At 53.0% G+C, this 23739-nt stretch carries 17 protein-coding genes; 3 read left to right on the forward strand and 14 right to left on the reverse strand.

Features of this window, described 5'->3' with window-relative positions; all coding sequences use genetic code 11:
• Positions 1-46 precede the first annotated feature (46 nt).
• The gene (locus ACSV5M_RS05740; protein ID WP_439174655.1) at positions 47-253 is read left to right on the forward strand and encodes a cold-shock protein; all 207 of its coding nucleotides are present in this window, start codon (positions 47-49) and stop codon (positions 251-253) included.
• Positions 254-341: 88 nt separating this feature from the next.
• On the opposite strand, the gene ACSV5M_RS05745 is transcribed toward ACSV5M_RS05740, so the two are convergent.
• From ACSV5M_RS05745 to ACSV5M_RS05800, 12 genes are all read right to left on the reverse strand, one after another.
• Complete coding sequence (locus ACSV5M_RS05745) at positions 342-1715, reverse strand: HD-GYP domain-containing protein (RefSeq protein ID WP_439174656.1); 1374 nt, start codon at positions 1713-1715, stop codon at positions 342-344.
• A gap of 121 nt (positions 1716-1836) precedes the next feature.
• Positions 1837-2901 (reverse strand): uroporphyrinogen decarboxylase, encoded by a 1065-nt coding sequence (gene hemE / locus ACSV5M_RS05750; RefSeq protein WP_439174658.1) that lies wholly within the window; start codon positions 2899-2901, stop codon positions 1837-1839.
• A gap of 150 nt (positions 2902-3051) precedes the next feature.
• Positions 3052-4470 (reverse strand): FAD-dependent oxidoreductase, encoded by a 1419-nt coding sequence (locus ACSV5M_RS05755; protein WP_439174659.1) that lies wholly within the window; start codon positions 4468-4470, stop codon positions 3052-3054.
• Between the two features lie 29 nt (positions 4471-4499).
• Positions 4500-8951 (reverse strand): glutamate synthase large subunit, encoded by a 4452-nt coding sequence (gene gltB, locus ACSV5M_RS05760; RefSeq protein WP_439174660.1) that lies wholly within the window; start codon positions 8949-8951, stop codon positions 4500-4502.
• Between the two features lie 274 nt (positions 8952-9225).
• Complete coding sequence (locus tag ACSV5M_RS05765; RefSeq protein WP_439174661.1) at positions 9226-10701, reverse strand: AAA family ATPase; 1476 nt, start codon at positions 10699-10701, stop codon at positions 9226-9228.
• Positions 10702-10906: 205 nt separating this feature from the next.
• Complete coding sequence (gene aroB / locus ACSV5M_RS05770; RefSeq protein ID WP_439174662.1) at positions 10907-11983, reverse strand: 3-dehydroquinate synthase; 1077 nt, start codon at positions 11981-11983, stop codon at positions 10907-10909.
• Between the two features lie 85 nt (positions 11984-12068).
• Positions 12069-12587: a shikimate kinase AroK gene (aroK, locus tag ACSV5M_RS05775; RefSeq protein WP_439174663.1), complete on the reverse strand. Its 519-nt coding sequence runs from the start codon at positions 12585-12587 to the stop codon at positions 12069-12071.
• Positions 12587-14725: a type IV pilus secretin PilQ gene (locus ACSV5M_RS05780; RefSeq protein WP_439174664.1), complete on the reverse strand. Its 2139-nt coding sequence runs from the start codon at positions 14723-14725 to the stop codon at positions 12587-12589. The genes aroK and ACSV5M_RS05780 overlap by 1 nt, the downstream gene beginning before the upstream one ends.
• A 36-nt stretch (positions 14726-14761) precedes the next feature.
• Complete coding sequence (locus ACSV5M_RS05785; protein WP_439174665.1) at positions 14762-15295, reverse strand: pilus assembly protein PilP; 534 nt, start codon at positions 15293-15295, stop codon at positions 14762-14764.
• Between the two features lie 2 nt (positions 15296-15297).
• Entirely contained in the window at positions 15298-15909 is a 612-nt protein-coding gene (locus tag ACSV5M_RS05790) for a type 4a pilus biogenesis protein PilO (protein WP_439174666.1), read from the reverse strand.
• 1 nt (position 15910) lies between these two features.
• Positions 15911-16492, reverse strand: a complete 582-nt coding sequence (locus ACSV5M_RS05795; protein ID WP_439174667.1) for a PilN domain-containing protein — start codon at positions 16490-16492, stop codon at positions 15911-15913.
• Positions 16492-17559 (reverse strand): pilus assembly protein PilM, encoded by a 1068-nt coding sequence (locus ACSV5M_RS05800; RefSeq protein ID WP_087467838.1) that lies wholly within the window; start codon positions 17557-17559, stop codon positions 16492-16494. Before ACSV5M_RS05800 ends, ACSV5M_RS05795 begins: the two co-directional genes overlap by 1 nt.
• 154 nt (positions 17560-17713) lie before the next feature.
• Between ACSV5M_RS05800 and ACSV5M_RS05805 the strand changes: the two genes are divergently transcribed.
• A complete protein-coding gene (locus ACSV5M_RS05805; RefSeq protein ID WP_439174668.1) occupies positions 17714-20194 on the forward strand; it encodes a penicillin-binding protein 1A in 2481 nt (826 codons plus the stop codon).
• Here ACSV5M_RS05805 and ACSV5M_RS05810 read toward each other — a convergent pair.
• Complete coding sequence (locus tag ACSV5M_RS05810; RefSeq protein WP_439174669.1) at positions 20191-21015, reverse strand: thermonuclease family protein; 825 nt, start codon at positions 21013-21015, stop codon at positions 20191-20193. The genes ACSV5M_RS05805 and ACSV5M_RS05810 overlap by 4 nt on opposite strands.
• Before the next feature lie 37 nt (positions 21016-21052).
• Positions 21053-21271, reverse strand: coding sequence for a 50S ribosomal protein L31 (gene rpmE / locus ACSV5M_RS05815; RefSeq protein ID WP_439174670.1), 219 nt, complete (start codon positions 21269-21271; stop codon positions 21053-21055).
• Positions 21272-21519: 248 nt separating this feature from the next.
• Here rpmE and ACSV5M_RS05820 point away from each other — a divergent pair, with 248 nt between their 5' ends.
• Positions 21520-23733 carry a primosomal protein N' gene (locus tag ACSV5M_RS05820; protein WP_439174672.1) on the forward strand — a complete coding sequence of 738 codons (2214 nt, stop codon included), beginning with the start codon at positions 21520-21522 and terminating at the stop codon, positions 23731-23733.
• Positions 23734-23739 lie beyond the last annotated feature (6 nt).

A 23739-nucleotide genomic window follows, 5' to 3' on the forward strand; every position in this document is an offset into this window, starting at 1 on the left:
GGTTTATTTCTTTTACAACATAGCAATTATTGCTCTGGAGATTTTTATGGCAGCCGCAACTGGTTCTGTTAAGTGGTTCAACGAAGCTAAAGGTTTTGGTTTTCTGGAACAAGACAACGGTCAAGACGTATTTGTACATTTCAGCGCTATTTCTGGTTCAGGCTTCAAAACCCTGGCTGAAGGCCAACGCGTTAAGTTCAACGTAGAAAAAGGTCCTAAAGGCCCACAAGCTTCTGACGTACAGCCCATCTAAGCTGAACGGCGATTTGCCCACCAGTGGGCAATGAGCATAAAAAAACCACCTGCGGGTGGTTTTTTTATGCCTGAAACACGATGAAGAATCAGCTGCGCTGCAAACGACTCAGCAGCGCCATTAAGCCACGCTTTTCGGTCTTCATCAGGTACTGATCACGGATGTTGGCAATATCCACATCGTAACTGCCGGGCTCCAGGTCCCGCGCAATCTCCACCTTTTCTATCTCGTAGCGGGTTTTCTTGCCGGAATCCAGCAATGCCTGTTTGCGCTTGTCGTCTTCCGAAAGATCCAGCAGGCTGCATTCAGCCAGCGGTTGTTTGCAGGCATCCAGTACCAACATCACCTTCGGCTTCAATCTGCGCTCAAAATTTTGCTCCACCACAACACCTACTTCACCGGTGCTGAGCTCCACTAACGTACCCGTAGGGTAAAGGCCTATGGCACGAATGAATTCCACCACCAACTCTTCCTGGAACTGGATATTGCGCAACTCATAAAGTTTGGCAACCGCCTTGGACGGCGCGATGGGATGACGAGAGCCCCTGGGATTGGTGACGTGGTCGTAGTAAGTCACAATACCCGCGATCTTACCTAATAGGGGAATCTTGTCGCCGCGCAAACCCTGCGGAAAACCACTGCCGTTGAGCCGCTCGCAATGGGTTTTCACCACACTGATCACCCGCGGTTCTACACCCGGGGTTTTACGCAAGATATCCGCGCCCAGTTCCACGAAATTTTCGTAGGCTTTTTCTTCTTCGGCGGTACGCTCAACTTTGGTTAGTAACTCGCTGTCGAGCATTACCTTCCCGACATCCTTCAAGAGTACCCCCAAAGCCAATACATCCAGATCGCGCTTAGGTAAACCGATGTGGCGCCCGAACAAAATAGCCCACACCGATGACCTCACAGCATGACTGTAGGTGTATTCATCTTTTTCCTGCACGCGGGACAACCAGGTAAATGCATCCGGGTTGCGCAGGACACTATCAACCATCTCGCTGGCCACGCGCTTTGTCTCGCCAAGGGAGGCTGTTTGCAGTTGGTTGCGCTCCAGTTGGTCGAGCACTTCTCCCACTGCACCGTACACTTTTTGATGCAGTTGCCGCGCCTTTTTGACTTCTTTTTGCAGGGGCTGGACTTCGCGATAGAGGTTGCGCTGGATCTTGAGTGGGGCAACAGGTTCTGTCAGAAAACTGTTTTTATGTGGCTCCCGTCCAGTGCCTTTAACGCGGCCTTGGGGAGTCAGGGTTTTGAGATTGGCCGACACAGGTCCGCGACCTTTTTCGACATCAATATAGACGTGATTGCAGAGAGTTTTGAGTTGGGTAATTTCACCCAGGTCGCGGATATAGAAACCTTGCAAGGGAAATGGGGTTTGCGACCAAGGCCGATCAAGGCCGGACACATACATGCCAATGGTCAGCTCGTTGACGTTCAGTTTGACCTGTTTAATTCCCACAGTGAATCCTCATCACCAACAGTTCCTGAGCAAAACCCATCCACAGATGACGCCCAGTTTAGTTAAGAAATGATCAACACACCAGAGGCGCCGCTCCACCGGGAGCCCTTGTGACAAAATATTATGAATGATAGGGCGCCGATAATTCGTGTACGGCTCGAATAAAAGCACCAGCGTGTTCAGGATCGACCTCTGGCGTAATGCCGTGGCCCAAATTAAATACGTGCCCGGATCCTGCGCCGTAACTTTCCAGGATGTTGCCGACTTCTGTGCGAATGCGTTCAGGAGATGCATAAAGAATACTTGGGTCCATATTACCTTGCAGCGCAACCTGAGTACCGACGCGCGCGCGCGCCTCACCGATATTCGTCGTCCAATCCAGTCCCAGACAATTCGCGCCACTGGCGGCCATCAATTCCAGCCACTGTCCACCGCCTTTGGTAAATAAAATCACCGGCACCTGGCGACCTTCATGCTCATGAATCAAACCGGAAACGATCTGGCGCATATAGGCCAAAGAGAATTCCTGATAAGCCTGATGCGACAACGCGCCGCCCCAGGTATCAAAAATTTGTACGGCTTGTGCACCCGCAAGGATTTGCCCATTGAGATAAGTGGTCACGGATTTGGCCAGCACATCCAGCAAACGGTGCATCAGCTCAGGCTGGTTGTAGAGCATTTCTTTGGCGCGGCGAAAATCGCGGCTCGAACCGCCTTCGATCATGTAGGTTGCCAGCGTCCAGGGACTGCCGGAAAAGCCGATCAGTGGCACACGCCCGTTCAGTTCGCGACGAATGGTTTTAACCGCATTGAGCACATAGGGCAGATCCCGTTCGGGATTAATAACCTGCAAAGCGTTGATATCGGCCTCAGTGCGCACTGGCTTCCTGAATTTGGGGCCCTCACCGGTTTCAAAGTAAAGGCCCAGGCCCATGGCATCGGGAATAGTGAGAATGTCGGAAAACAGGATGGCTGCATCCAGCGGATAACGCTCAAGTGGTTGCAAGGTAACTTCGCAGGCAAGCTCAGGGTTGGTACACAACCCCATAAAATCCCCGGCTCTTTCACGGGTAGCGCGATACTCCGGCAAATAGCGCCCAGCCTGACGCATCATCCAGACGGGGGTGACATCGACGGGTTGTTTTAATAAAGCGCGAAGGAAACGGTCGTTTTTAAGCTCAGCCATGCAATCAGTCTCTGGTCGCCAATGTTCTAGTTATTGAATGCCATCTCCATAATCAGCTGACGAGACCGGGCAGGCTGGGAGTCGAATAGCCGATCCCCCAGTTTCAGAAGCCTGTGAGGTTAACAGGCTTCTACCGAGCGAATAACCTGATTACACACCGAGATAGTCGAGGATACCGGTAGCGGCTTCACGGCCTTCCCAGATGGCCGTTACCACCAGGTCAGAACCACGCACCATATCGCCACCGGCAAAGACCTTAGGATTACTGGTCTGGAATTTAAACTGCTGATGCTCCGGCGCCACAACACCACCCCAGTCATTGGTGGAGATCTTGTGGTCAGCCAGCCAGGTCGGCGGATTGGGACGGAAACCGAACGCGATCAGCACCACGTCTGCCGGTAAAACCTCTTCACTGCCCGGCACGACTTCCGGACGGCGACGGCCCTTTTCATCCGGCTCACCCAGTTGCGTGGTCACCACTTTTACGCCTTCCACCTTGCCTTCACCCACCACAGCAACCGGCTGGCGATTGAACAGGAATTGCACACCTTCTTCGCGCGCGTTGGCTACTTCACGCTTGGAACCGGGCATATTTTCTTCGTCGCGACGGTATGCACAGGTTACGCTGCTAGCACCCTGGCGGATTGAGGTACGGTTACAGTCCATCGCCGTATCGCCACCGCCGAGCACAACCACGCGCTTACCTTTCACGCTGATGAAATCCGCAGGATCTTTTTCAAAACCCAGGTTACGGTTTACGTTGGAGACCAGGAATGGCAGGGCATCGTACACACCGGGCAGATCTTCACCAGGGAAACCGCCCTTCATGTAGGTGTAGGTTCCCATTCCCATGAATACAGCGTCGTAATCGCGCAGCAATTCATCGATGGTGATGTCTTTACCCACTTCAGTGTTCAAACGGAATTCGACACCCATCTCGGTAAAGATCTCGCGGCGACGGGACATCACCGATTTTTCCAATTTGAACTCGGGGATACCGAAGGTCAACAAACCGCCGATTTCGGGGTATTTGTCGAAGACAACCGGCTTGACGCCGTTGCGTACCAGGATGTCGGCACAACCAATCCCGGCAGGACCGGCACCGATGATGGCAACCTTTTTATCGGTCCATACCACCTTGGACATATCCGGCCGCCAGCCCATGGCAAAGGCCGTGTCGGTAATGTATTTCTCGGCGTTGCCGATGGTGACGGCTCCAAAGCCGTCATTGAGGGTACAAGCACCTTCACACAACCGGTCTTGCGGACAAACACGGCCACAGACTTCGGGCAATGAATTGGTTTGATGGCTCAATTCTGCCGCTTCAAAGATGTTGCCCTCGGAGATCAGCTTCAACCAATTGGGAATGAAGTTATGCACCGGACATTTCCATTCACAGTAAGGGTTACCGCATTCGAGACAACGGTGCGCCTGCCCGGAAACCTGATCCTGGGTGTAAGGCTGATAGATCTCGACAAACTGATGCTTACGGGTAGCAATATCCTTTTTTGTCGGATCCTGGCGCCCGACATCGAGAAACTGGAAAGTGTTATTTAAACGTTCGGCCATTGTGCATGCCCCTCTTTAGCCCAAGGTGATTATTCGCCGCGTTGCTTGAAGCTGACTAACAGCCCGGCCAAGCTCGCCGCCTTGGGTTTTACTAACCAGAATTTGCCGACGTAATCATCGAAATTCGCCAACAGATGCTTGCCCCACTCACTTTCGGTTTCGCGGGTAAACTCTTCGATCACACTGCGCAGATGGTTGCGATGGGCCTCCAGTGCTTCGGTGTTAATGCGATGGATATCCACCAATTCGTGGTTGTAGCGATCCACAAAATCATTGGCTTCATCCAATACATAGGCGAAGCCACCGGTCATGCCCGCACCAAAGTTAACACCGGTTTGGCCAAGCACCGTCACGACACCGCCAGTCATGTATTCACAGCAGTGGTCGCCCGCGCCCTCTACAACTACATGGGCACCGGAGTTACGCACACCGCAACGCTCACCGGCGGTACCCGCAGCAAATAGCTTACCGCCCGTCGCACCGTATAGACAGGTGTTCCCCATGATGCTGGTGCTATTGGACTTAAACTCCGAATTGCGCGGCGGACGAATGACCAGCTTGCCGCCAGCCATGCCTTTACCAACGTAATCGTTGGCGTCACCTTCCAGGTACATATTCAGACCGCCCGCGTTCCAGACACCGAAGCTCTGGCCGGCAATACCGTGCAGCTTCAGCGTGATCGGCGTGTCGGCCATGCCCTGGTTGCCATAACGTTTGGCAATCTCGCCACTGATACGTGCCCCGATGGAACGATCACAGTTGGTGATGCGGAATTCAAATTCACCACCGGCCTTGCCTTCAATCGCCGGTAATACCGTACGCACCATGGCTTCAGCCAATTCGCCTTTGTCAAAGGGATGGTTTTTGTCCACTGAACAAAGCTGTGGTTTGGTGGCCAGATAATCGTCGGTGTAGATAATTGGGCTCAGATCAAGCTGTTTCTGCTTTTCTGTCTGCCCTTCCAGGACCTGCAACAGATCCACGCGTCCCACCAACTCAGCCAGTGAGCGCACACCCAGGCGAGCCATCCACTCACGGGTTTCTTCTGCCATAAATTTGAAGAAATTCATGGCCATCTCAACCGTGCCGATGTAATGGTCTTTGCGAAGCTTGTCCTGCTGGGTCGCCACACCGGTGGCACAGTTGTTGAGGTGGCAGATACGCAGATACTTACAGCCCAGCGCAACCATGGGCCCGGTACCAAAACCGAAACTCTCTGCACCCAACATTGCAGCTTTAACCACATCCAGGCCGGTCTTGAGGCCACCGTCGGTTTGCACACGAACCTTGTCACGCAGGTCATTCGCGCGCAGGGTCTGGTGGGTTTCAGACAAGCCTAATTCCCAAGGCGAGCCGGCGTAACGGATAGACGACAATGGACTTGCGGCTGTGCCGCCGTCGTAACCGGAGATCGTAATCAAGTCTGCGTAGGCCTTGGCAACACCGGCAGCAATCGTGCCCACACCGGGGCGCGATACCAGTTTTACCGACACTAGCGCATCCGGGTTGACCTGCTTGAGATCAAAGATCAACTGCGCCAGGTCTTCGATGGAGTAAATATCGTGGTGCGGCGGTGGAGAAATCAATGTCACACCGGGCACGGAATAGCGCAAGCGCGCAATCAGGCTATTGACCTTACCGCCGGGTAACTGACCGCCCTCACCGGGCTTCGCACCCTGAGCGACCTTGATCTGCAATACCTCGGCATTCACCAGATAAGCCGGGGTCACACCAAAGCGACCGGAAGCAACTTGCTTGATCTTGGAGCTTTTTACCGTGCCGTAGCGTGCAGGATCTTCACCACCTTCGCCGCTGTTAGAGCGACCACCCAAGCGGTTCATCGCTTCTGCCAGGGCCTCATGGGCTTCGGGAGACAGCGCACCGAGCGACATACCTGCCGAGTCAAAGCGTTTGATGATCGCTTCAACCGGCTCGACTTCACTCAAGGGAATGGGTGTACAAATATCTTCCCGCAATGCCAGAAGGTCGCGCAGCATGGACACCGGACGCTGGTTGACCAGGTCCGCGTAGTTGCGCCATATGGCGTAGTTCCCACTCTGCACTGCTTTTTGCAGCGTCTGCACCACGTCCGGGTTGAACGCGTGATACTCGGAGCCGTGGACATATTTGAGTAAGCCACCCTGCACGATAGGCTTACGCTCCACCCAGGCATTTTGCGCCAGTATCTTTTGGTCTGCTTCGAGATCCGTGAAGCGGGCACCCTTGATGCGGGATGGTGTGCTTTCAAAGCAGGTATTTACCACTTCATCAGACAGGCCGACCGCTTCAAACAGTTGGGCACCGCGATAAGAGGTAATGGTGGAGATACCCATCTTGGACAGGATCTTCATCAGCCCCTTGTCGATACCTTTGCGGTAGTTCTTGTAAGCGTCATCAATGCCAGTCAACAACTCACCGGTTTCCACCAGATCATTGAGCACATGGTAGCTGAGGTAGGGATAAACCGCCGTCGCACCATAGCCGATGAGGGCAGCCACCTGGTGCGGATCACGGGCACTGCCGGTTTCGATGATGATATTGGCATCGCAACGCAAGCCAACGTTGGTCAAATGCTGGTGCACCGCGCCCACAGCAAGCAGCGCCTGAATCGGCAATAAGCCTTTTTGCAGGTTGTTGTCGCTCAGCACCATCAACACCTTACCGGCCTTGACAGCTTCCGCCACGCCCTTGCATAGGAGGTCGATAGCCTGTTGGAGATTCATCTGCTCCGGGTCGTAGTGCAGTGGAAACTCTGCAACTTCATACCCGGGGCGATTCATGCTCAGCAGGGCGCGAAATTTGGCTGGCGAGAGCACCGGAGATGACAAAATCACCCGGTCCGCATGTTCCGCCGTTTCTTCATAAACAGACAGCTCACGCCCCAGGCACGTCTCCAGCGACATAACAATCGCTTCGCGCAGCGGGTCGATGGGTGGGTTGGTTACCTGGGCAAATTGCTGGCGGAAATAATCGTAGATAGAACGCTGCTGGCGAGACAGCACCGCCATAGGCGTGTCGTCACCCATGGAGCCCACAGCTTCCTGACCACCTTCGGCCAAGGGGCGCAGCAACTGATCGCGCTCCTCAAAGGACACCTGGAACATCTTCATGTAGGACTTGAGCTGGATACGGTCGATACCGTTTTCTTTGTCGTCCGCCACCAAGGTGGATTCCACGCGCAACGCACGCTCTTTCAGCCACTGCTTGTAGGGCTGACTGGATTTGAGCTGCTGATCGATATCCTTGGTGTGGTGCAAGGTGCCGGTAGCCGTGTCGATAGACATGATCTGGCCTGGCCCGAGACGGCCTTTGGCCACGACATCTTCCGGCTTGTAAGAATACACACCTACCTCAGATGCCACGGTGATCATGTCGTCTTTGGTAATGACCCAACGCGACGGACGCAGACCGTTCCGGTCCAGGGTACACACAGCATAACGACCATCGGTAATCACCAGACCAGCCGGACCATCCCACGGCTCGATATGCATGGAGTTGTATTCATAGAAGGCGCGCAGGTCCGGGTCCATATGGTCCACGTTCTGCCAGGCCGGCGGCACCAGCATACGAATGGCGCGGTGCAAATCCATCCCGCCCAAGGTCAGGATCTCGAGCATGTTATCAAGGCTCGACGAGTCTGAACCGGTGCGATTTACCAACGGGGTAACGCTCTGCAACTCAGGCAACAACGGCGTACAGAACTTGGGGGTACGCGCGACCGACCAGTTGCGGTTACCGACTACCGTATTGATTTCACCGTTGTGCGCCAACATGCGAAAAGGCTGGGCCAAGGGCCACTGCGGCATGGTATTGGTGGAGAAGCGTTGGTGAAATACACAGATCGCCGTTTCCAGGCGAGAGTCCGCCAGGTCGGCAAAGAATTGCGGCAGGTCCACCGGCATCATCAAACCTTTGTAGGAAAGGATACCGGTGCTGAGACTGGCTATATAAAAAGCCTTGTCTTCAGCTAGGCGTAATTCGGCCTTCCGACGCGCCATGAAAAGGCGGGCATTCACCTGCTCCAGCGGCAAATCGGTGTTGTTTACGAAAACATGATTGAAGACCGGCAGGGACTTGAGGGCGATAGGTCCGAGGCAGCTGCTGTCGACCGGCACTTCACGCCAACCGGCAACCACCAACCCCTGAGCAACCAGCTCTTCTGACAGAATCGCACGCGCGGCGTCAGCCTGGGCTGCATCGCGACTCAACATCACCGCGCCTACACCATAAATGGGCGTCAGGTCAGCACCGCAGGCTTCTTTGGCCACAGTGCGCAGGAAAGCATCCGGTTTCTGGAGCAACAGACCGCAACCATCACCTGTCTTGCCATCCGCCGCGATACCGCCGCGATGTGTCATACAGGTCAATGCTTCGATAGCCGTTCTCAACAAACGGTGACTTGTCTTGCCCTTTAAGTGAGCAATCAAGCCAAAGCCGCAGTTGTCTTTGAATTCGTCCAACCGGTAAAGGCCAGTGGTCATAGGCTGTTTCTCAATCAATGCAAATCATTATTACTGAGCGCGACACCCACAACGCTGGCAGCACCACGATAGCCGCCGGGCAAAAATCGCACTCCAGACAAAAAAGCCCCTTAGGGTAGGGGCTATAGACAAATGGGCGCAGGATATTACCCGCTGGAGACGGTAATGGCAATATATGAAGTAGTTCCGAAACGGCCTGATGAAATGTTCAATAGGCCACAAGCAGCATATTTCAAGGCTTCAGCATATATACCGCGAATTACCGGGAGATCCTTCATTGACCATGACGAGCATCGATTTCCTGCTGAATCACTTTCATTTCTCTCGGCCATGGCCCTGCCTTGCGCTGTTCTGCCGGCAAGCTGGCAACCGCTTGACGGGCGGCAGCGGCAGTTGGATAACGCCCTGCCACTACGACAAACCAGTCTTTGTTTTGACGCACAGTGTTAAACATTAGTAAATCGGCCCGATTGGGTTGAGCAGCAATATAGTCACGTGCCGCTTTTTCAGTGCTGACGCCTAATAATTGCAACGTAAACTCAGAAGCACGCCATGAAAGCAGAACCTGTTCGTCCTCCGAGAAATTGGTTGCCCTCGGCCGTTGACTGACCGCAGGGACAACTGAGGCAGCTGCTACAGATGATGAGGCTGTAGCCTGCGAAGCGGGGGTGACCTCAACAGCAGCGACCTCGGGTGTGGCGACTGAGGGCGTCACCGGCGGCAGCTGCTCCGGCGTCAGAGGTTCAAGCGCTCCACCGGTCCGCACTTGAATATCCTCGGGTAAGGATACATCCCCAGTCGGCTGCACCGGCATACTCACCACCGATTCAACACCAACTGAAGCTGCAACCGAAGACACAGCCAAAGAGCTGGCCGCCGTTTTGACAGGGTTTATGGGTAAGGGCTGAGAAAATATTTGATCGCCAACAACTTCCTCGTCGTCGCTGCTGTAGAAAAACGTCATCAGAAATACAGCCCCCAGAACAGCGGCGGCAACAATATGCAGTAAGGGGAATGCTTTTTTACCCGTTGCTTCCTCAGGAATCACCGACTCCAGCAAACAACCTCGTGCATATTCGTGGATTAGCGGCAACTGACCATGAGCTTCCTGCCACCAAGATTCAACAAGGGATTCATTGAATATCTCCGGCCCAAGATAGTCCGCCATCTCCATTCGGAAATTCAGGTAGTCCACAGTTTCATGCAGCGTAAAAGGTGCCAATTGGAAGTCATTGATCATGACATCCTGCATATCCAATTGGTCGAGCCGTTGAATTAATGATGGCTCAGCAAAAAACACGATATGCAGGCGGCGGTTATCTTCATCGCGCCCCTGCAAAAGACTGAGCAAAGCAGCGAGCGCCTGATCATCCAAGTGGTGTGCATCGTCGACCACCACTAAAGCAATATCGCCACCGCCCATAATCGGCTGACTGAAGCTTCGCAAAGCAGCGAGTAATTGCCCGGCCGTCTCAACACCCTCTCTTCGCAAGGAAAACGCGTGAGCCACCTGGATCAGCACCTGATCCAACCCCTGTTTTGGCTGCGCCGTGACAAGGCAAAGCTCATCCGTTTCTGCCATTGAATCCAGCAGAGCATGGGCCAATCGGGTTTTCCCTACACCTCGTTCGCCCAGCACCACCAGCAGGCTTTTGCCGAACTGGCAAAGATGAAGCAATTGATCAAGCAATTCGCGGCGCTGGGCACCGGTAAACAACGGAAAATCCACATCGTCCGCAAAGGGGTCCATAGCCAAGCCATAGCGCTGCCGGTAGTCGGCAAGGTAATCGTGCCCGGCAGATTGACCACTGTCGGCTACAGGGCTACCACCAATACGACCATCCGGATCAGCACTGATCGGGGACTCTGGAACCATATGCACCTCCACAACAGCCAGCAACGATGATTAACAGTAACTCTCTTTAACAGCAACTTTGGTTTTATAACGGAGCAGTTTAACGGCACGCGGCAAATGTTTGCTTCAGCAACTCATCATCAATATCACTGGTGACCGTGGCTTTCCCCATGGATTCCAGCAATACCAGACGCAAGCGACCATCAAGCACTTTTTTATCGACGCCCATAAGGGTCAAAAATGTTTCGTCCGTCATATCCGCCGGCGCTTTAACCGGCAGCTTGGCCTGCAGCAGCAACGCTATGGTGCGATCCAGTTCTGTTCGGCTGATGTCACCGCGACGCCAGGATAAATCAGCAGCCATCACCATCCCGGCGGCCACCGCTTCGCCATGCAACCAGTTGCCGTAGCCTTGCGCGGTTTCAATGGCATGCCCGAAGGTGTGTCCCAGGTTAAGGATTGCGCGGATACCGTCTTCGCGCTCATCCTGAGCAACGACCTCCGCTTTAATTTGGCAGGAGCGCTCAACAGCATAAGCCAGTGCAGCTTTGTCGCGCGCCATAAGTGCCGGCATCTTAGCTTCAAGCCACTCAAAGAAGGCGTAATCTGCAATCAATCCGTATTTAACAATCTCTGCGATACCCGCGGACAATTCACGCGGCGGCAAAGTTTCCAGCAGTGCTGTATCAGCGATCACGCAGCGAGGCTGATAGAAAGCGCCGATCATGTTTTTGCCCAATGCGTGATTCACACCGGTTTTACCACCGACAGAAGAGTCCACCATTGAGAGCAAAGTGGTAGGTATCTGGATAAAATCCACACCCCGCTGATAACAGGCAGCAGCAAAGCCGGTCATGTCACCCACAACACCACCACCCAGGGCAACCAATGTTGTGGTACGGTTATGCCGCGCGCTTAATAAACCATCAAAGATCAGATTGAGTGTGTCGAGGTTCTTGTGGCTCTCACCGTCCGGAAGCACAACAGTATCAACTTGATATCCGGTCAACATTTCTTGCAGCAAGGGTAAATACAATGGCGCAATCGTGTCGTTAGTGACAATGCAGAGTTGGCGCCCTCGAATGTGAGGAACAAGAATCTGTTTGTTAGCCAAAAGCTTTTCACCGATGTATATCGGATAACTGCGATCACCCAGATCGACATTTAACTGACGCATAGCGAGACTTTGCCTGGTTGAGAATTGCCTGATTGAGAAAAGGAGAAAAATGCAGGAGGCACTTTACCATAAGCCGGGGGAAGGCTCACTGAGCAGCAGTCACCAAACCTGCTATTTCCTGGGCAACCGCTTTCGGGGACCGACGGTCCGTATTGATAATAAAATCAGCCGCCGCGCGATAGAGCGGATCACGAAGGGATAATAAATCAATGATCTTCTGACGAGGGTTTTCCACTTGCAGTAACGGACGTTTTTTGTCGCGGGACGTCCTTTCAACCAACTGATCAATAGAAGCCGTAAGATAACAGACAAAACCTGAGGCGCTCATTATGCTACGGTTCTGCTCACGCAGGATAATTCCACCACCCGTAGCAATCACAACACCTGTTTCCGTTGCCAATTCTGTCAGAACCGCCGTTTCCCGCTCACGAAATCCCTCTTCACCCTCCATGTCGAAAATCCAGGGGATATCCGCACCGGTACGCTCTTCGATAACACGATCACTATCCCGGAAAGATAGGTCAAGCTCCGACGCAAGAAGACGCCCTATGGTAGATTTGCCGGCCCCCATGGGGCCGACAAGGAAGATATTGGAGCGGGACATCAGTTAGTCAGGCTTTCAGCCATAATTTTGGGGGTGATGAACAGCAGCAATTCGGTTTTATTATTTTCGTTAACATCGCGCCGGAACAAACGCCCCAGGTAAGGGATATCCCCGAGAAACGGCACCTTATTCTCACCTTTAATACTTTCCACCGTAAATACACCGCCCAATACGACAGTTTGCCCATTCGCCACAAGCACTTTTGTGGTCAACTCTGTCACATCAAGAGTGGGGATACCGGTAGCGAGGTTAAGCTGGCCAACCGTGTCCTGATTAATAACCAGATCCATGATAATGCGATTATCCGGGGTAATCTGCGGCGTCACATCCAGCTTCAAAACCGCTTCTTTAAATGAGGTTGTAGTTGCACCGCTGGCGGAAGCTTCCTGATAAGGGATCTCTGTACCTGAAGAAATGGTCGCACGTTGTTTGTCACCAGTTATCACTTTCGGCTGCGATACGATTTCAGCAAAACCGGTATTTTCCAAAGCAGACAATTCCATATCGAGGAAGGCATTATCAGTTAAAACGCCCAGCGCAATACTACCGGCGGGGTTTGCAACACCCAAATCCACCATCCGATTCTCATTTAATTCCATGGAGCCGTTGCCCGTCAGGAAGTCAAACGGTGTACCCGGGTCTGAGTCCAACCCATCCATAGAGCCAGCCACTTCGATAATAGAGTTGGATGACTGATCATAACCCACACCACCCCAGCGAATACCCAGCTCCCTACGGAAATCCGTATTAGCGACTACAATGCGCGCCTCAATCATGACTTGGCGAATCGGGATATCAATTTGATCCACTAGACGTCTAAAGGCTTCGATACGGTCGGCCGTATCCGTAATAATGATGGAGTTGGTTCGCTCATCGACAATCGCCTGACCGCGCTCTGACAGAACACTACCGGTGGATTGGCTACCGCCCCTGCCACCTGAGCCACCACTCCCACCGCCGCCAGTGCGCCCTCCCGGTTCACCACGAAATAACTCAAACATCTCTTTAGCATTCGCATAACGTACACGAATATATTCAGTGCGTAGTGGCGCCAGTTCTTCCAGTTGTTTTTTGGTGGTCAGCTCCTGGCGCTCGCGCTCAGCAATTTCTGCAGCAGGAGCAACCATCAATACATTACCCACTTGACGTTTATCCAGACCTTTGGTTTTTAACACCAAGTTAAGCGCCTGATCCCAAGGCACATTGTCCAGTCGCAAGGTAATGCGCCCCTGCACTGTGTCACTAGCCACCAGGTTTAATTCGGTAAAGTCAGCGATAATCTGCAGTACCGCACGAACTTCGATATCCTGGAAATTGAGCGAAAGCTTTTCACCCGTAAATTCAAATTCTTCCTTCTTCTCTTTAATTTCCTGTGCCGTTAACGGTTTGATGCTGACGACATATTCTCTGTCGGCTTGATAAGCCAAATAATCGTAATCTCCCGAAGCTGCAATATTCAATGTCGTGTCATTGCCGCTATGCGTAGCAGAAACCAAAGAAACCGGCGTGGCGAAATCGACCACATCCAAACGACGACGCAACTCTTGTGGCAACCAGACATTTTTAAATGTCAGCCGAACACCAGCCCCCGTACCTGACATCTCGGCACTGATATTAGGGTCGGACAATGCGATGATGATACGGCCCTCTCCCGTTGTGCCGCGCCGGAAATCAATATTGGTGATGGATGGCCCCTGAACTGCAGCAGCTCGCGTATTTGATGCAGATGGCACAGTCACACTGGGAGTTACTGCATTGTTAGCGTACCCGCCATCGCTCGCACCCACCTCAACAATATAGGTATTACCTTCAGCACGGCTGGTGTAAGACGTCAAATCATCCAGGTTCAAAATTAATCGGGTTCTACCCTCCGTCGTCAGCACCATTGCACTTTGGCCATTATCAAACGACAAGGGATAACGGCGTTCTTTCAGCGCGCTGACAACCTGGGGGAAATCCAGAACAATACGCGCAGGTCTTTCAATGGTATAACCAGCCGGTTCCGGCGGCGGCCCGGAGAAGGTCATCCTGACTTCAAACCGTTCACCAGGAAGCTCAGCAAAACGAATATCATCAAGTGTATTTGCCCAGGAAACAGGGGCCAGCAGACAAACGAGTAATAAGGCTATATTTCGCATTTTTAACCCCAATGAGAACAAAGCACCCATGATGGTTTATTCCTTTTCTTCTAATTTGATAATTCTGGGACGCTCAACCCAACCGTTTGCGCCATCAGAGACAATTTCGAGCACTTCAATTTGTGCACGATCCGCAGTTATGATCTTGCCGTGGTTTTTGCCCATATAATTGCCAACGGTAACCGAGTGCACCCCACCCTGTCCGTCATCAATCAAGGCCCACAGACGGCCGGATTTGGTTAATGTACCCACCATCGTCAGGCCAGCAATATTGAAGCTCTCAAGATACTCCCGCTCACGGTTCATATCCGGCTCAACAGTCCTACCACCTTTTATTGATGCTTTATCTTCTTCCCTTACTGGCGGATCGAACGGGCTCCGCAAGGTCATCGCACTATAAGCAAAGGGACGATAGGGGCGAAATGCCGGAAGCGGTTCAATTTGTCCTTGTGGTCGGCGCTTGGTTTCCGCCATAAAATCATGCAGATCCTGATGCTGGGAAGATGAATCGCAAGCTGTTAGCAAAAACGCACACAAACCGGAGACGAGAGCGTATGAAATTTTCTTCATTTCTACTGCTCCTGCGATTTGTAGCGATAGGTTTTTGCAGAGATTTTCATTGCCAGCTCAGCACCGTCTTTTTTCCGGGTGATTGAATAATCATGCAAGGTAACAATCCGAGGCATACCCGCAACACCACTGACAAAACCGCCCAGATCATGATAGCCACCCTCTACATCAATACTGATGGGCAGCTCAATGTAATACTCAGCTGTGCGCTCCGCTTCCAGTTTGATGCTGTTGATGGTCAGGCCGCTTTCCGAACCACGGGTATCGATATCTTCCAATAATCCCGGCACTTCGGTATCTGTCGGTAAGCGTGACAACAAGGAATCGAAGGTGCTCTTCATCTCCACCATCTGGGCTCGGTATGCTTCAAGGTTAGCGGCCTCAAAACTTTTCTTTCTAAATGTCTCTTTTAATGTAGCTTCTTTTTTAACAATTGTATCAAGCTGCATATTCAGGTCTTTGATCCACACGTAGTAGGTCGCAGCAAATACAACAGCAACTAATAATGCCGCCACAAAAATCTTTGCCGGCAAAGGCCAGATACCTATTTTTTCAAAATCGATATCATTTACATCGAAGTTCTTAAGCTGCTCCATGGATTCTGCAAATGACATGTTATTTACCCTCCGCATTTGCAGCTGCATCAGTCTGTTCTTGTGGAGCAGATGTGCGCACAGTCATCTTGAAAGAATTGGCTTGCTCGCCTTGCTGAGGCGCGGCAGTCACGGATGTCAAGTTGGGGGATGCAAACCAGTCAGACTGATCAAGGTTACGCATAAAGCTGGATACGCGGTTTGTCGATTCAGCAATACCTTCAATACTGATTGTGTCACCGGTACGCACCACAGAATTCAAATGAACACCATCAGGAACCGAACGCACCAGGTCATCAAAATAACGCACAATCACCGGCCGGGTTCCTTCGAGATCCTGAATAACCTTGATACGTGTCAACAGGTCATCACGCACTTTTTTCAGTTCAGCAATTTCCTGAACCTGTTTTTCCAAGGCTGCAATTTCTGTTTCCAGCAAGCGGTTGCGAGAGTTTTGATTGTCGATGGCGGCTTCCACGCTGGAAATCCAGGCGTAAGCCAACAGCGCCGACACGATAAAAACCCCGATCAATACCGCAATAAATTGATCCTTCTTTTCCTTGCGATAGGCTTCACGCCAGGGGAGTAAGTTAATCTTTGCCATTAGTCGAAACTCCTCATTGCCAAGCCTGTGGCAATCATTAATGAAGGAGCGTCATTCGCCAGCGCCACAGCATTAACCCGTGAAGACACCGACATACCGGCAAAGGGATTGGCCACCACGGTTTGGGTACCCAACTTTTCCTCGATCAAACCGACCAAGCCATCCATTGAAGCGACCCCACCCGCAAGGATGATGTAATCCACATCGTTGTATTGGCTGGCAGAAAAGAAAAATTGCAAAGAACGTGTAACCTGCTGGACGACCGCCTCTTTAAACGGACCAAGCACCTCGGATTCATAATCGTCCGGTAAGCCGCCCTGCTTTTTAGCCAGGCCAGCTTCTTCCATGGATAAGCCGTAACGACGCTGGATTTCCTCGGTAAGCTGCTTGCCGCCGAACAATTGTTCGCGGGTGTATACCGTTTTTCCGTCCACCAAAACGCTAAGGGTCGTCATCGTGGCGCCCACATCAATGATAGCCACGACCTGGCCATCCTGATCTTCCAGTTGATCTGCAATCAACTCGTAAGCGCGCTCCATGCTGTAGGCCTCGACATCGACCTTCTCCGGCGTCAGATCAGCCAGTTCAAGCACATTGGCGCGCATCTCAACATTCTCGCGTCGGCAGGCGGCGAGCAAGACTTCAACCTGGTCCGGATTGCGTGGCGACTCCCCCTGAACTTCGAAGTCGATAGCCACCTCTTCAAGAGGGAAGGGAATGTATTGGTCAGCTTCCAGTGAAATCTGGGTTTCCATGGCATCGTCGCTCAACCCGGCAGGCATATCGATTACCTTGGTAATCACCGCCGATCCGGCAACAGCCACCGCCGCATGCTTCAGCTTGGTTTTGGACTGCTTGACCATCGCTTTGATGACCTCGGCGACAGCCTCCTGATCATTGATATTTTTCTCTACCACTGCATTTGGCGGTAAAGCTCTGACAGCATAAGTCTCGACACGATAGCGATCACCGTGGCGGCTTAATTCAAGCAATTTGACCGAAGTTGAACTGATGTCCAGTCCCAACACTGGTTTCGCTTTTTTCTCGAGGAAGCCTAAGATGCCCATTTTTCTATCTATATCCGTAACTTAGACGCTGTTTATGTTATAGCACTTTAACTTAAGCCTGCAACAAACCAGCCGATATGTAAACAGGGAAAAAGCCCGTATAATGCCCGCCACTTGTCGCAAAACTGCTAACTCATTAATTCTGTTAGAAAAAATGCCTATTAAAAAAACCTGGTTGAAAGCCTTTTTCTGGCTGTTACTGTCCGGCTTCAGCGTTACCTTGGTGACACTGGCTGGCATGTACCTCTACTTAAGCCCCAAGCTGCCATCTGTCGAAACGTTAAAGCAGGTTAAATTACAGACCCCTTTACGCGTTTATTCAAGGGACAATAAGTTAATTGGTGAATTTGGCGAACAGCGTCGCACACCATTAACCTTCGAAGAGCTTCCTCCCTTATATATCAAAGCCTTACTCGCTGCCGAAGACGCCGAATTCTACGACCATCATGGCGTTTCGCTAAGAGGCCTATTGCGCGCGGGTTCACAATTATTGCAAACAGGTCAAATCCAGTCCGGTGGCAGCACCATCACTATGCAGTTGGCACGTGATTTTTTCCTTACCCGGAAACAAGTATTTTCGAGAAAGTTCAATGAGATACTGCTTTCTTTTCAAATTGAGCGGCAGCTCACAAAAGAAGAAATCCTTGAGCTATTCAGTAACAAGATGTTTTTTGGCAACCGGGCCTATGGTTTGCAGGCTGCGGCCCAGATTTACTATGGAAAAGATGCCAGTGATCTATCTCTGGCCCAATATGCCGCCATCGTCGGCAGCCTGAAGGCACCTTCTGCTTACAACCCGCTGGCTAATCCTCAACGGGCCTTGATCCGCCGCGATTGGATCATCGGACGCATGTTGAAGCTGGGCTATATTGATCGGGCAACCCATGATGCCGCCATTAGTGAGTCCATACTCACCAGCTACCATGGCCTCACACTGGACCTGTATGCGCCTTATGTGGCAGAGCTGGCGCGCAAGGAAGTTTTTGATCGATTTGGTGAAAACGCTTATAACGATGGCTATCGGGTTTACACCAGCGTCGATAGTGAGATGCAGGCCAGTGCGCAGGCAGCGGTCATCAGCGGCTTACTCAGCTACGATCAGCGCCATGGCTATCGCGGCCCCGAACAACGCTTCGAGCCATCGACAACTGATGATTTCAGTGATTGGCGGGAGAAGCTGGGGGATATTCCCAATTTTGGCGGATTGGAAGTGGCCGCCATTACTGAAGTCGCCGAACAGGCAGCCAAAGCCGTCACGGCTTCCGGTGAGCTCATTGAGCTGGGTTGGGAACAGGGTTTAGCTACCGCTCGCCCCTATATCAATGAAGACAGTCGGGGCCCTGCGCCCACCAAGGCCAATGATTTTCTCCACTACGGCGACGTTATTCGTATCGCCCGCGACACAGAAGGTGCCTGGCGCCTGAGCCAGGTTCCGGCAGTTCAGGCTACCCTGGTTGCCCTCAATCCGCAGGACGGTGCCATCCTCGCGCTGGTGGGTGGTTTTGATTTCCGGCAGAGCCATTTTAATCGTGCGGTACAAGGCGCGCGTCAACCAGGGTCCAGCTTTAAGCCCTTCTTCTACACTGCCGCCCTGGAAAATGGCTTTACACCGGCGTCTGTCATCAACGACGCGCCGATCGTCATCGAAAATACAGCGACAGGTGCATCATGGAGACCGGAGAATGACGATGGCAAATTTTCTGGTCCTATCCGCCTGCGCCAAGCGCTCTACCGCTCACGTAACCTGGTATCCATTCGCCTGTTGCGCAGCCTGGGGTTAGACAAGGCGCTTGATAGCCTTGAGCGTTTTGGCTTCGATAAAACCCGTTTCCCCCGTGATCTGACCCTGGCGCTGGGAACCCATGAGTTGACGCCGCTACAAATGGCGACCGGCTACGCGACCTTTGCCAATGGCGGTTTCAAAATCGAGCCACACCTGGTGACACGCATTGAGGACGCATCGGGCAAGGTGGTATACGAAGCGCAACCCATGATCGTTTGCAAAGAGTGCGAACAAGCCGAGGCTGCGCGGCAGGCCGCTGCCCTGCTGGAAACATTGCCAGAAGAAGAGCTGGGTTATGTTCCCTTTGAGGAGACCCTGACAGACGGCATTCTTCCCCAACCCATCGACACCACTCGCTATGCTCCGCGCATCATTGAAGAACGCGTGGCTTATATTATTGATTCAATGCTGAAGGACGTCATTACCCTGGGTACTGGCCGCCTGGCCCGCAAGCTTGATCGTAGTGATATTGGTGGAAAAACCGGCACCACCAATGGCCCGAGGGACACCTGGTTTGCGGGCTACAGCCCTGACGTGGTTGCCGTCAGTTGGGTAGGGTTTGATCAAAATACCTTGTTGGGACGCACAGAGTACGGGGGATCAGCAGCACTGCCGATCTGGATAGATTTCATGCGCACCGCTCTGGATGGCGTTGCCGAAAATATCCCACCGCAACCCAATGGTATCGTCACTGTGCGCATTAATCGCGACACCGGTGCTCGAGCACAACCCGAAGATCCCGACGCGATATTTGAAATCTTTCGTGTAGAAGACGTTCCCCAGGCAGGAGATAGCACTTCATCCAATGCAGGACAATCGGCGGATGACATCTTGCCGGAAGAAATATTTTAAGGTCGGTCGACAGGCTTTTTAAGCGGGGACATCTCCAGCATCAGCGGATGCCGGACTTGCAACTGCAGAGGCTTAAATCCCCGCTTGCGCTGAAACTCACCGGCGCGGTTGATCAACCAACCGCGCACCTTAACGGGTTTGCCCAACCATGATTGCCATTCTTTGTCAGCAAAATAACGCCGATCCTGCTGCGCTATCTTGATCACCACCGGGCCATCAAGCTCCAGCCAGACATCGCGTTGCACGCTCACCTTCGTTACTTTCCCATGAAGGCGAACAAAGCCGGTTTGATCGAGTTCAAGCCCAGCGGCGGCTCGTAGGTCCCAATCCTTTTCCCGCCATATGCCACGGTTTTTCTGCCGTGCAATACCCTCCTGGCGCCTCAGGCAATCCATCTCGCTGACATTGGGCGGCACAACCACCTGCAACGCCAACCCTTGCGCAAGCAAATATGCCGCCAGGCTCTGACGTTGCTGGTTGTATACGTGCGCTAACAATCTGCCATAGCGGTCTTCGCGATCCAGATCGTAAACAAGGTGAACTTGCTGATGACGCGGCAGAAACTGGCGGCTTGCCGCTGTTGCTTCAGTCCCGAGAGCCTGACCCGCATGCCCCTCCCATGCCACTTCCGGCGTATTGATACCCAGAACCCGCACGCGGCGGCCATCCTGCAAACGCAGGGTATCGCCATCCACAACCTGAGCAAGCTGAACGGTTTCGTCAATCTTTGCGGCAGGACAAGCAGCAAACGCTATGTTGCCCCAGACAAACGTACAAACAAAAACGCCGAAAGCGAGCGCTTTCGGCGTTTCTGGATGCATGCTTCCCGACTGATAGCGAGAAAACATAACGTCTGTCTTACTTCTTGCCACCAATACGGCTGGCGAAGCGCTTGGTAAAACGGTCAATACGGCCACCGGTATCTACCATCTTCTGCTTGCCGGTATAGAAGGGGTGGCATTCATTGCATACGTCGACGTGGAAGTCTTTACCTAATGTAGAACGGGTTTTAAAAGTGTTGCCACAGCTGCAGTTAACAGCAACTTCGGCGTAATCGGGATGAATTTCTGGTTTCATGATGTTTGCCTGTCGTTTTTTGTGCCGCCACCCGAGCATTTGTCGAGCACCGCACAACGGTTGGTAAAAGGGCGGAATTTAAGGAGCGGGGATACTATCAGAATCAATGCATAACGCAAGGGGAAAAACTAACCCGCTTGTGCGACATGCCTTAGGAGAGAAAGCCCGCCTAATGGAAGCCCAATGTGAGATAGTTATGCGGTATCCTGCCCGGCAGTTCATTGACAACCACCAAGACTGATCACCCAATGCCCACGGTTTTTCTTCAGGTCGCTATCCCTACACCGCTACGTCGTCGCTTCGATTATCTACCGCCGTTGGACATCTCACCGGAACAGGCAATGCAACTGCAACCTGGCACGCTGTTGCGTTTACCCTTTGGGCATCAGGAAGTGATTGGTGTATTGCTATCAGTAGAAACGGAAGCATCCGTAGCACCTGGCCAATTGCGCCACGCGCTAGCGATCATCGATAGCTCGCCAGCGTTTATGCCTGACATCCTGGCATTGTGCCTGTGGGCCGCCGATTATTATCAAAGCCCTGTTGGTGAGGCCTTACATACCGCATTGCCAGCGCTCTTGCGCCAGGGAGAAATCGCCCGGTTACGTACAGAAGCTGTCTATCGCCTCACAACGGCGGGCAAAGGTCTACCGGCGGGGAGTTTGAAACGTGCGCCGCGACAATCCGCTCTGCTGACTGCGCTACAGGAACATCCTTATTTGACCCGCGGCGATCTACAAGCCCTTGAGATACCCCTTACCGCGATTAAACCCTTGGTGGATAAAGGCCTCATTACTTGCAGTGAGCAAGTACTTACACCCGAGCCGACCCGGACTATTCTGCGCGAACAGCCATTGACCTTGAACCCGGAGCAGGCAGCGGCACTGGAACACATCTCCCTGGACCAGTTCCAGGTATACCTGCTGGATGGCGCCACCGGCAGCGGTAAAACCGAAATCTACCTGCAAACCATTGCCCGCAGTCTGGGTCAGGGCAAGCAGGCGCTGGTATTAATCCCGGAAATCGGCCTCACGCCCCAAACCTTGCAGCGGTTCCAGCGACGTTTTGCCGTGCCGATTGTCGCGCTTCATTCCGGTCTCAATGATCGTGAACGCCTGGATGCCTGGGTGCAAGCGCGGGACGGAATTGCCCGGGTCATCATCGGTACCCGCTCAGCCATCTTCACGCCCCTAAAGGAGCCGGGCATCATCATTGTCGATGAGGAACACGATAACTCCTTTAAGCAGCAGGACGGTTTCCGTTATTCAGCGCGGGATCTCGCCGTCATGCGCGCCAGCCAGCTAAAGATTCCGCTATTGCTCGGTTCTGCCACGCCAGCGCTGGAAAGCCTCAATAATGCTCAACAAGGGCGCTATCAGTACTTGCGCCTGACCCACCGCGCCGGTGCCGCCTTGCCTCCCAGCATTCAACTGCTCGATATTCGTGCGCAGCCATTGCACGAAGGCTTTGCACAGGAGACCCTGCAAGCCATTGCTGCGGAAATCCAGGCGCGCCACCAGGTGTTGATCTTTATTAACCGGCGCGGTTACGCCCCCACACTGGAGTGTCACGACTGTGGCTGGCTGGCCAACTGCAACCATTGCGACGCACGCATGACCGTTCACCAGCAGCCGCGCCACCTGCACTGCCACCATTGCGATCACCAACGCCCCATACCCTCCCGCTGCCCTCATTGCCATAGCCATCAATTACAGCCACTGGGGCATGGGACGGAACGCAGCGAAGCAGCGTTACGCCAATTGTTTCCGCACACGCGGATACTGCGGGTTGACCGTGATTCAACGCGCAGCAAACATGCCATGCACCGCTTGCTGGAGGAAGTACAGGCAGGCGAACCCTGCATTCTGGTGGGGACGCAGATGCTGGCCAAGGGCCATCACTTTCCACTGGTCACCTTGGTGGTGATTATTGATGCAGACGCAGGCTTGTTCAGTACTGACTTCCGCGGTCCCGAGCGGATGGGGCAATTGCTGTTGCAGGTCGCCGGGCGCGCCGGACGCGCAGACAAACCGGGAAAAGTCATCCTGCAAAGCCACCACACCGAACACCCGCTGGTGCAAACCCTCATGTTGCAGGGCTACCACGCGCTCGCCGAGTTGTTGTTGCACGAACGGCGGGTCACCCAATTGCCGCCTTATCGACACCTCGCGCTGCTGCGTGCGGAAAGCAAGCGACCGGAACTGGCTGTCGAGTTCTTGCGTCTGGCGCGGGCGCAAGCTGAACAGTGGCAGCCAACCAGCCCTCACTTTACCTATCTCGGTCCCTTACCGGCGATGATGGAGAAACGCGGCGACCGCTTCCGCTATCAGTTGCAGTTCAACAGCGCCCAGCGCAAAACCTTGCAGCAACTCCTCACCCAACTCGCCGCTCATTTGGAGGGCGAGCCACTAGGCAAACGGGTACGCTGGTCTATCGATGTCGATCCGCAGGAAATGAGTTAGGGTCGC

Source organism: Cellvibrio sp. ARAG 10.3 (assembly GCF_051846955.1).
GTDB lineage: Bacteria > Pseudomonadota > Gammaproteobacteria > Pseudomonadales > Cellvibrionaceae > Cellvibrio.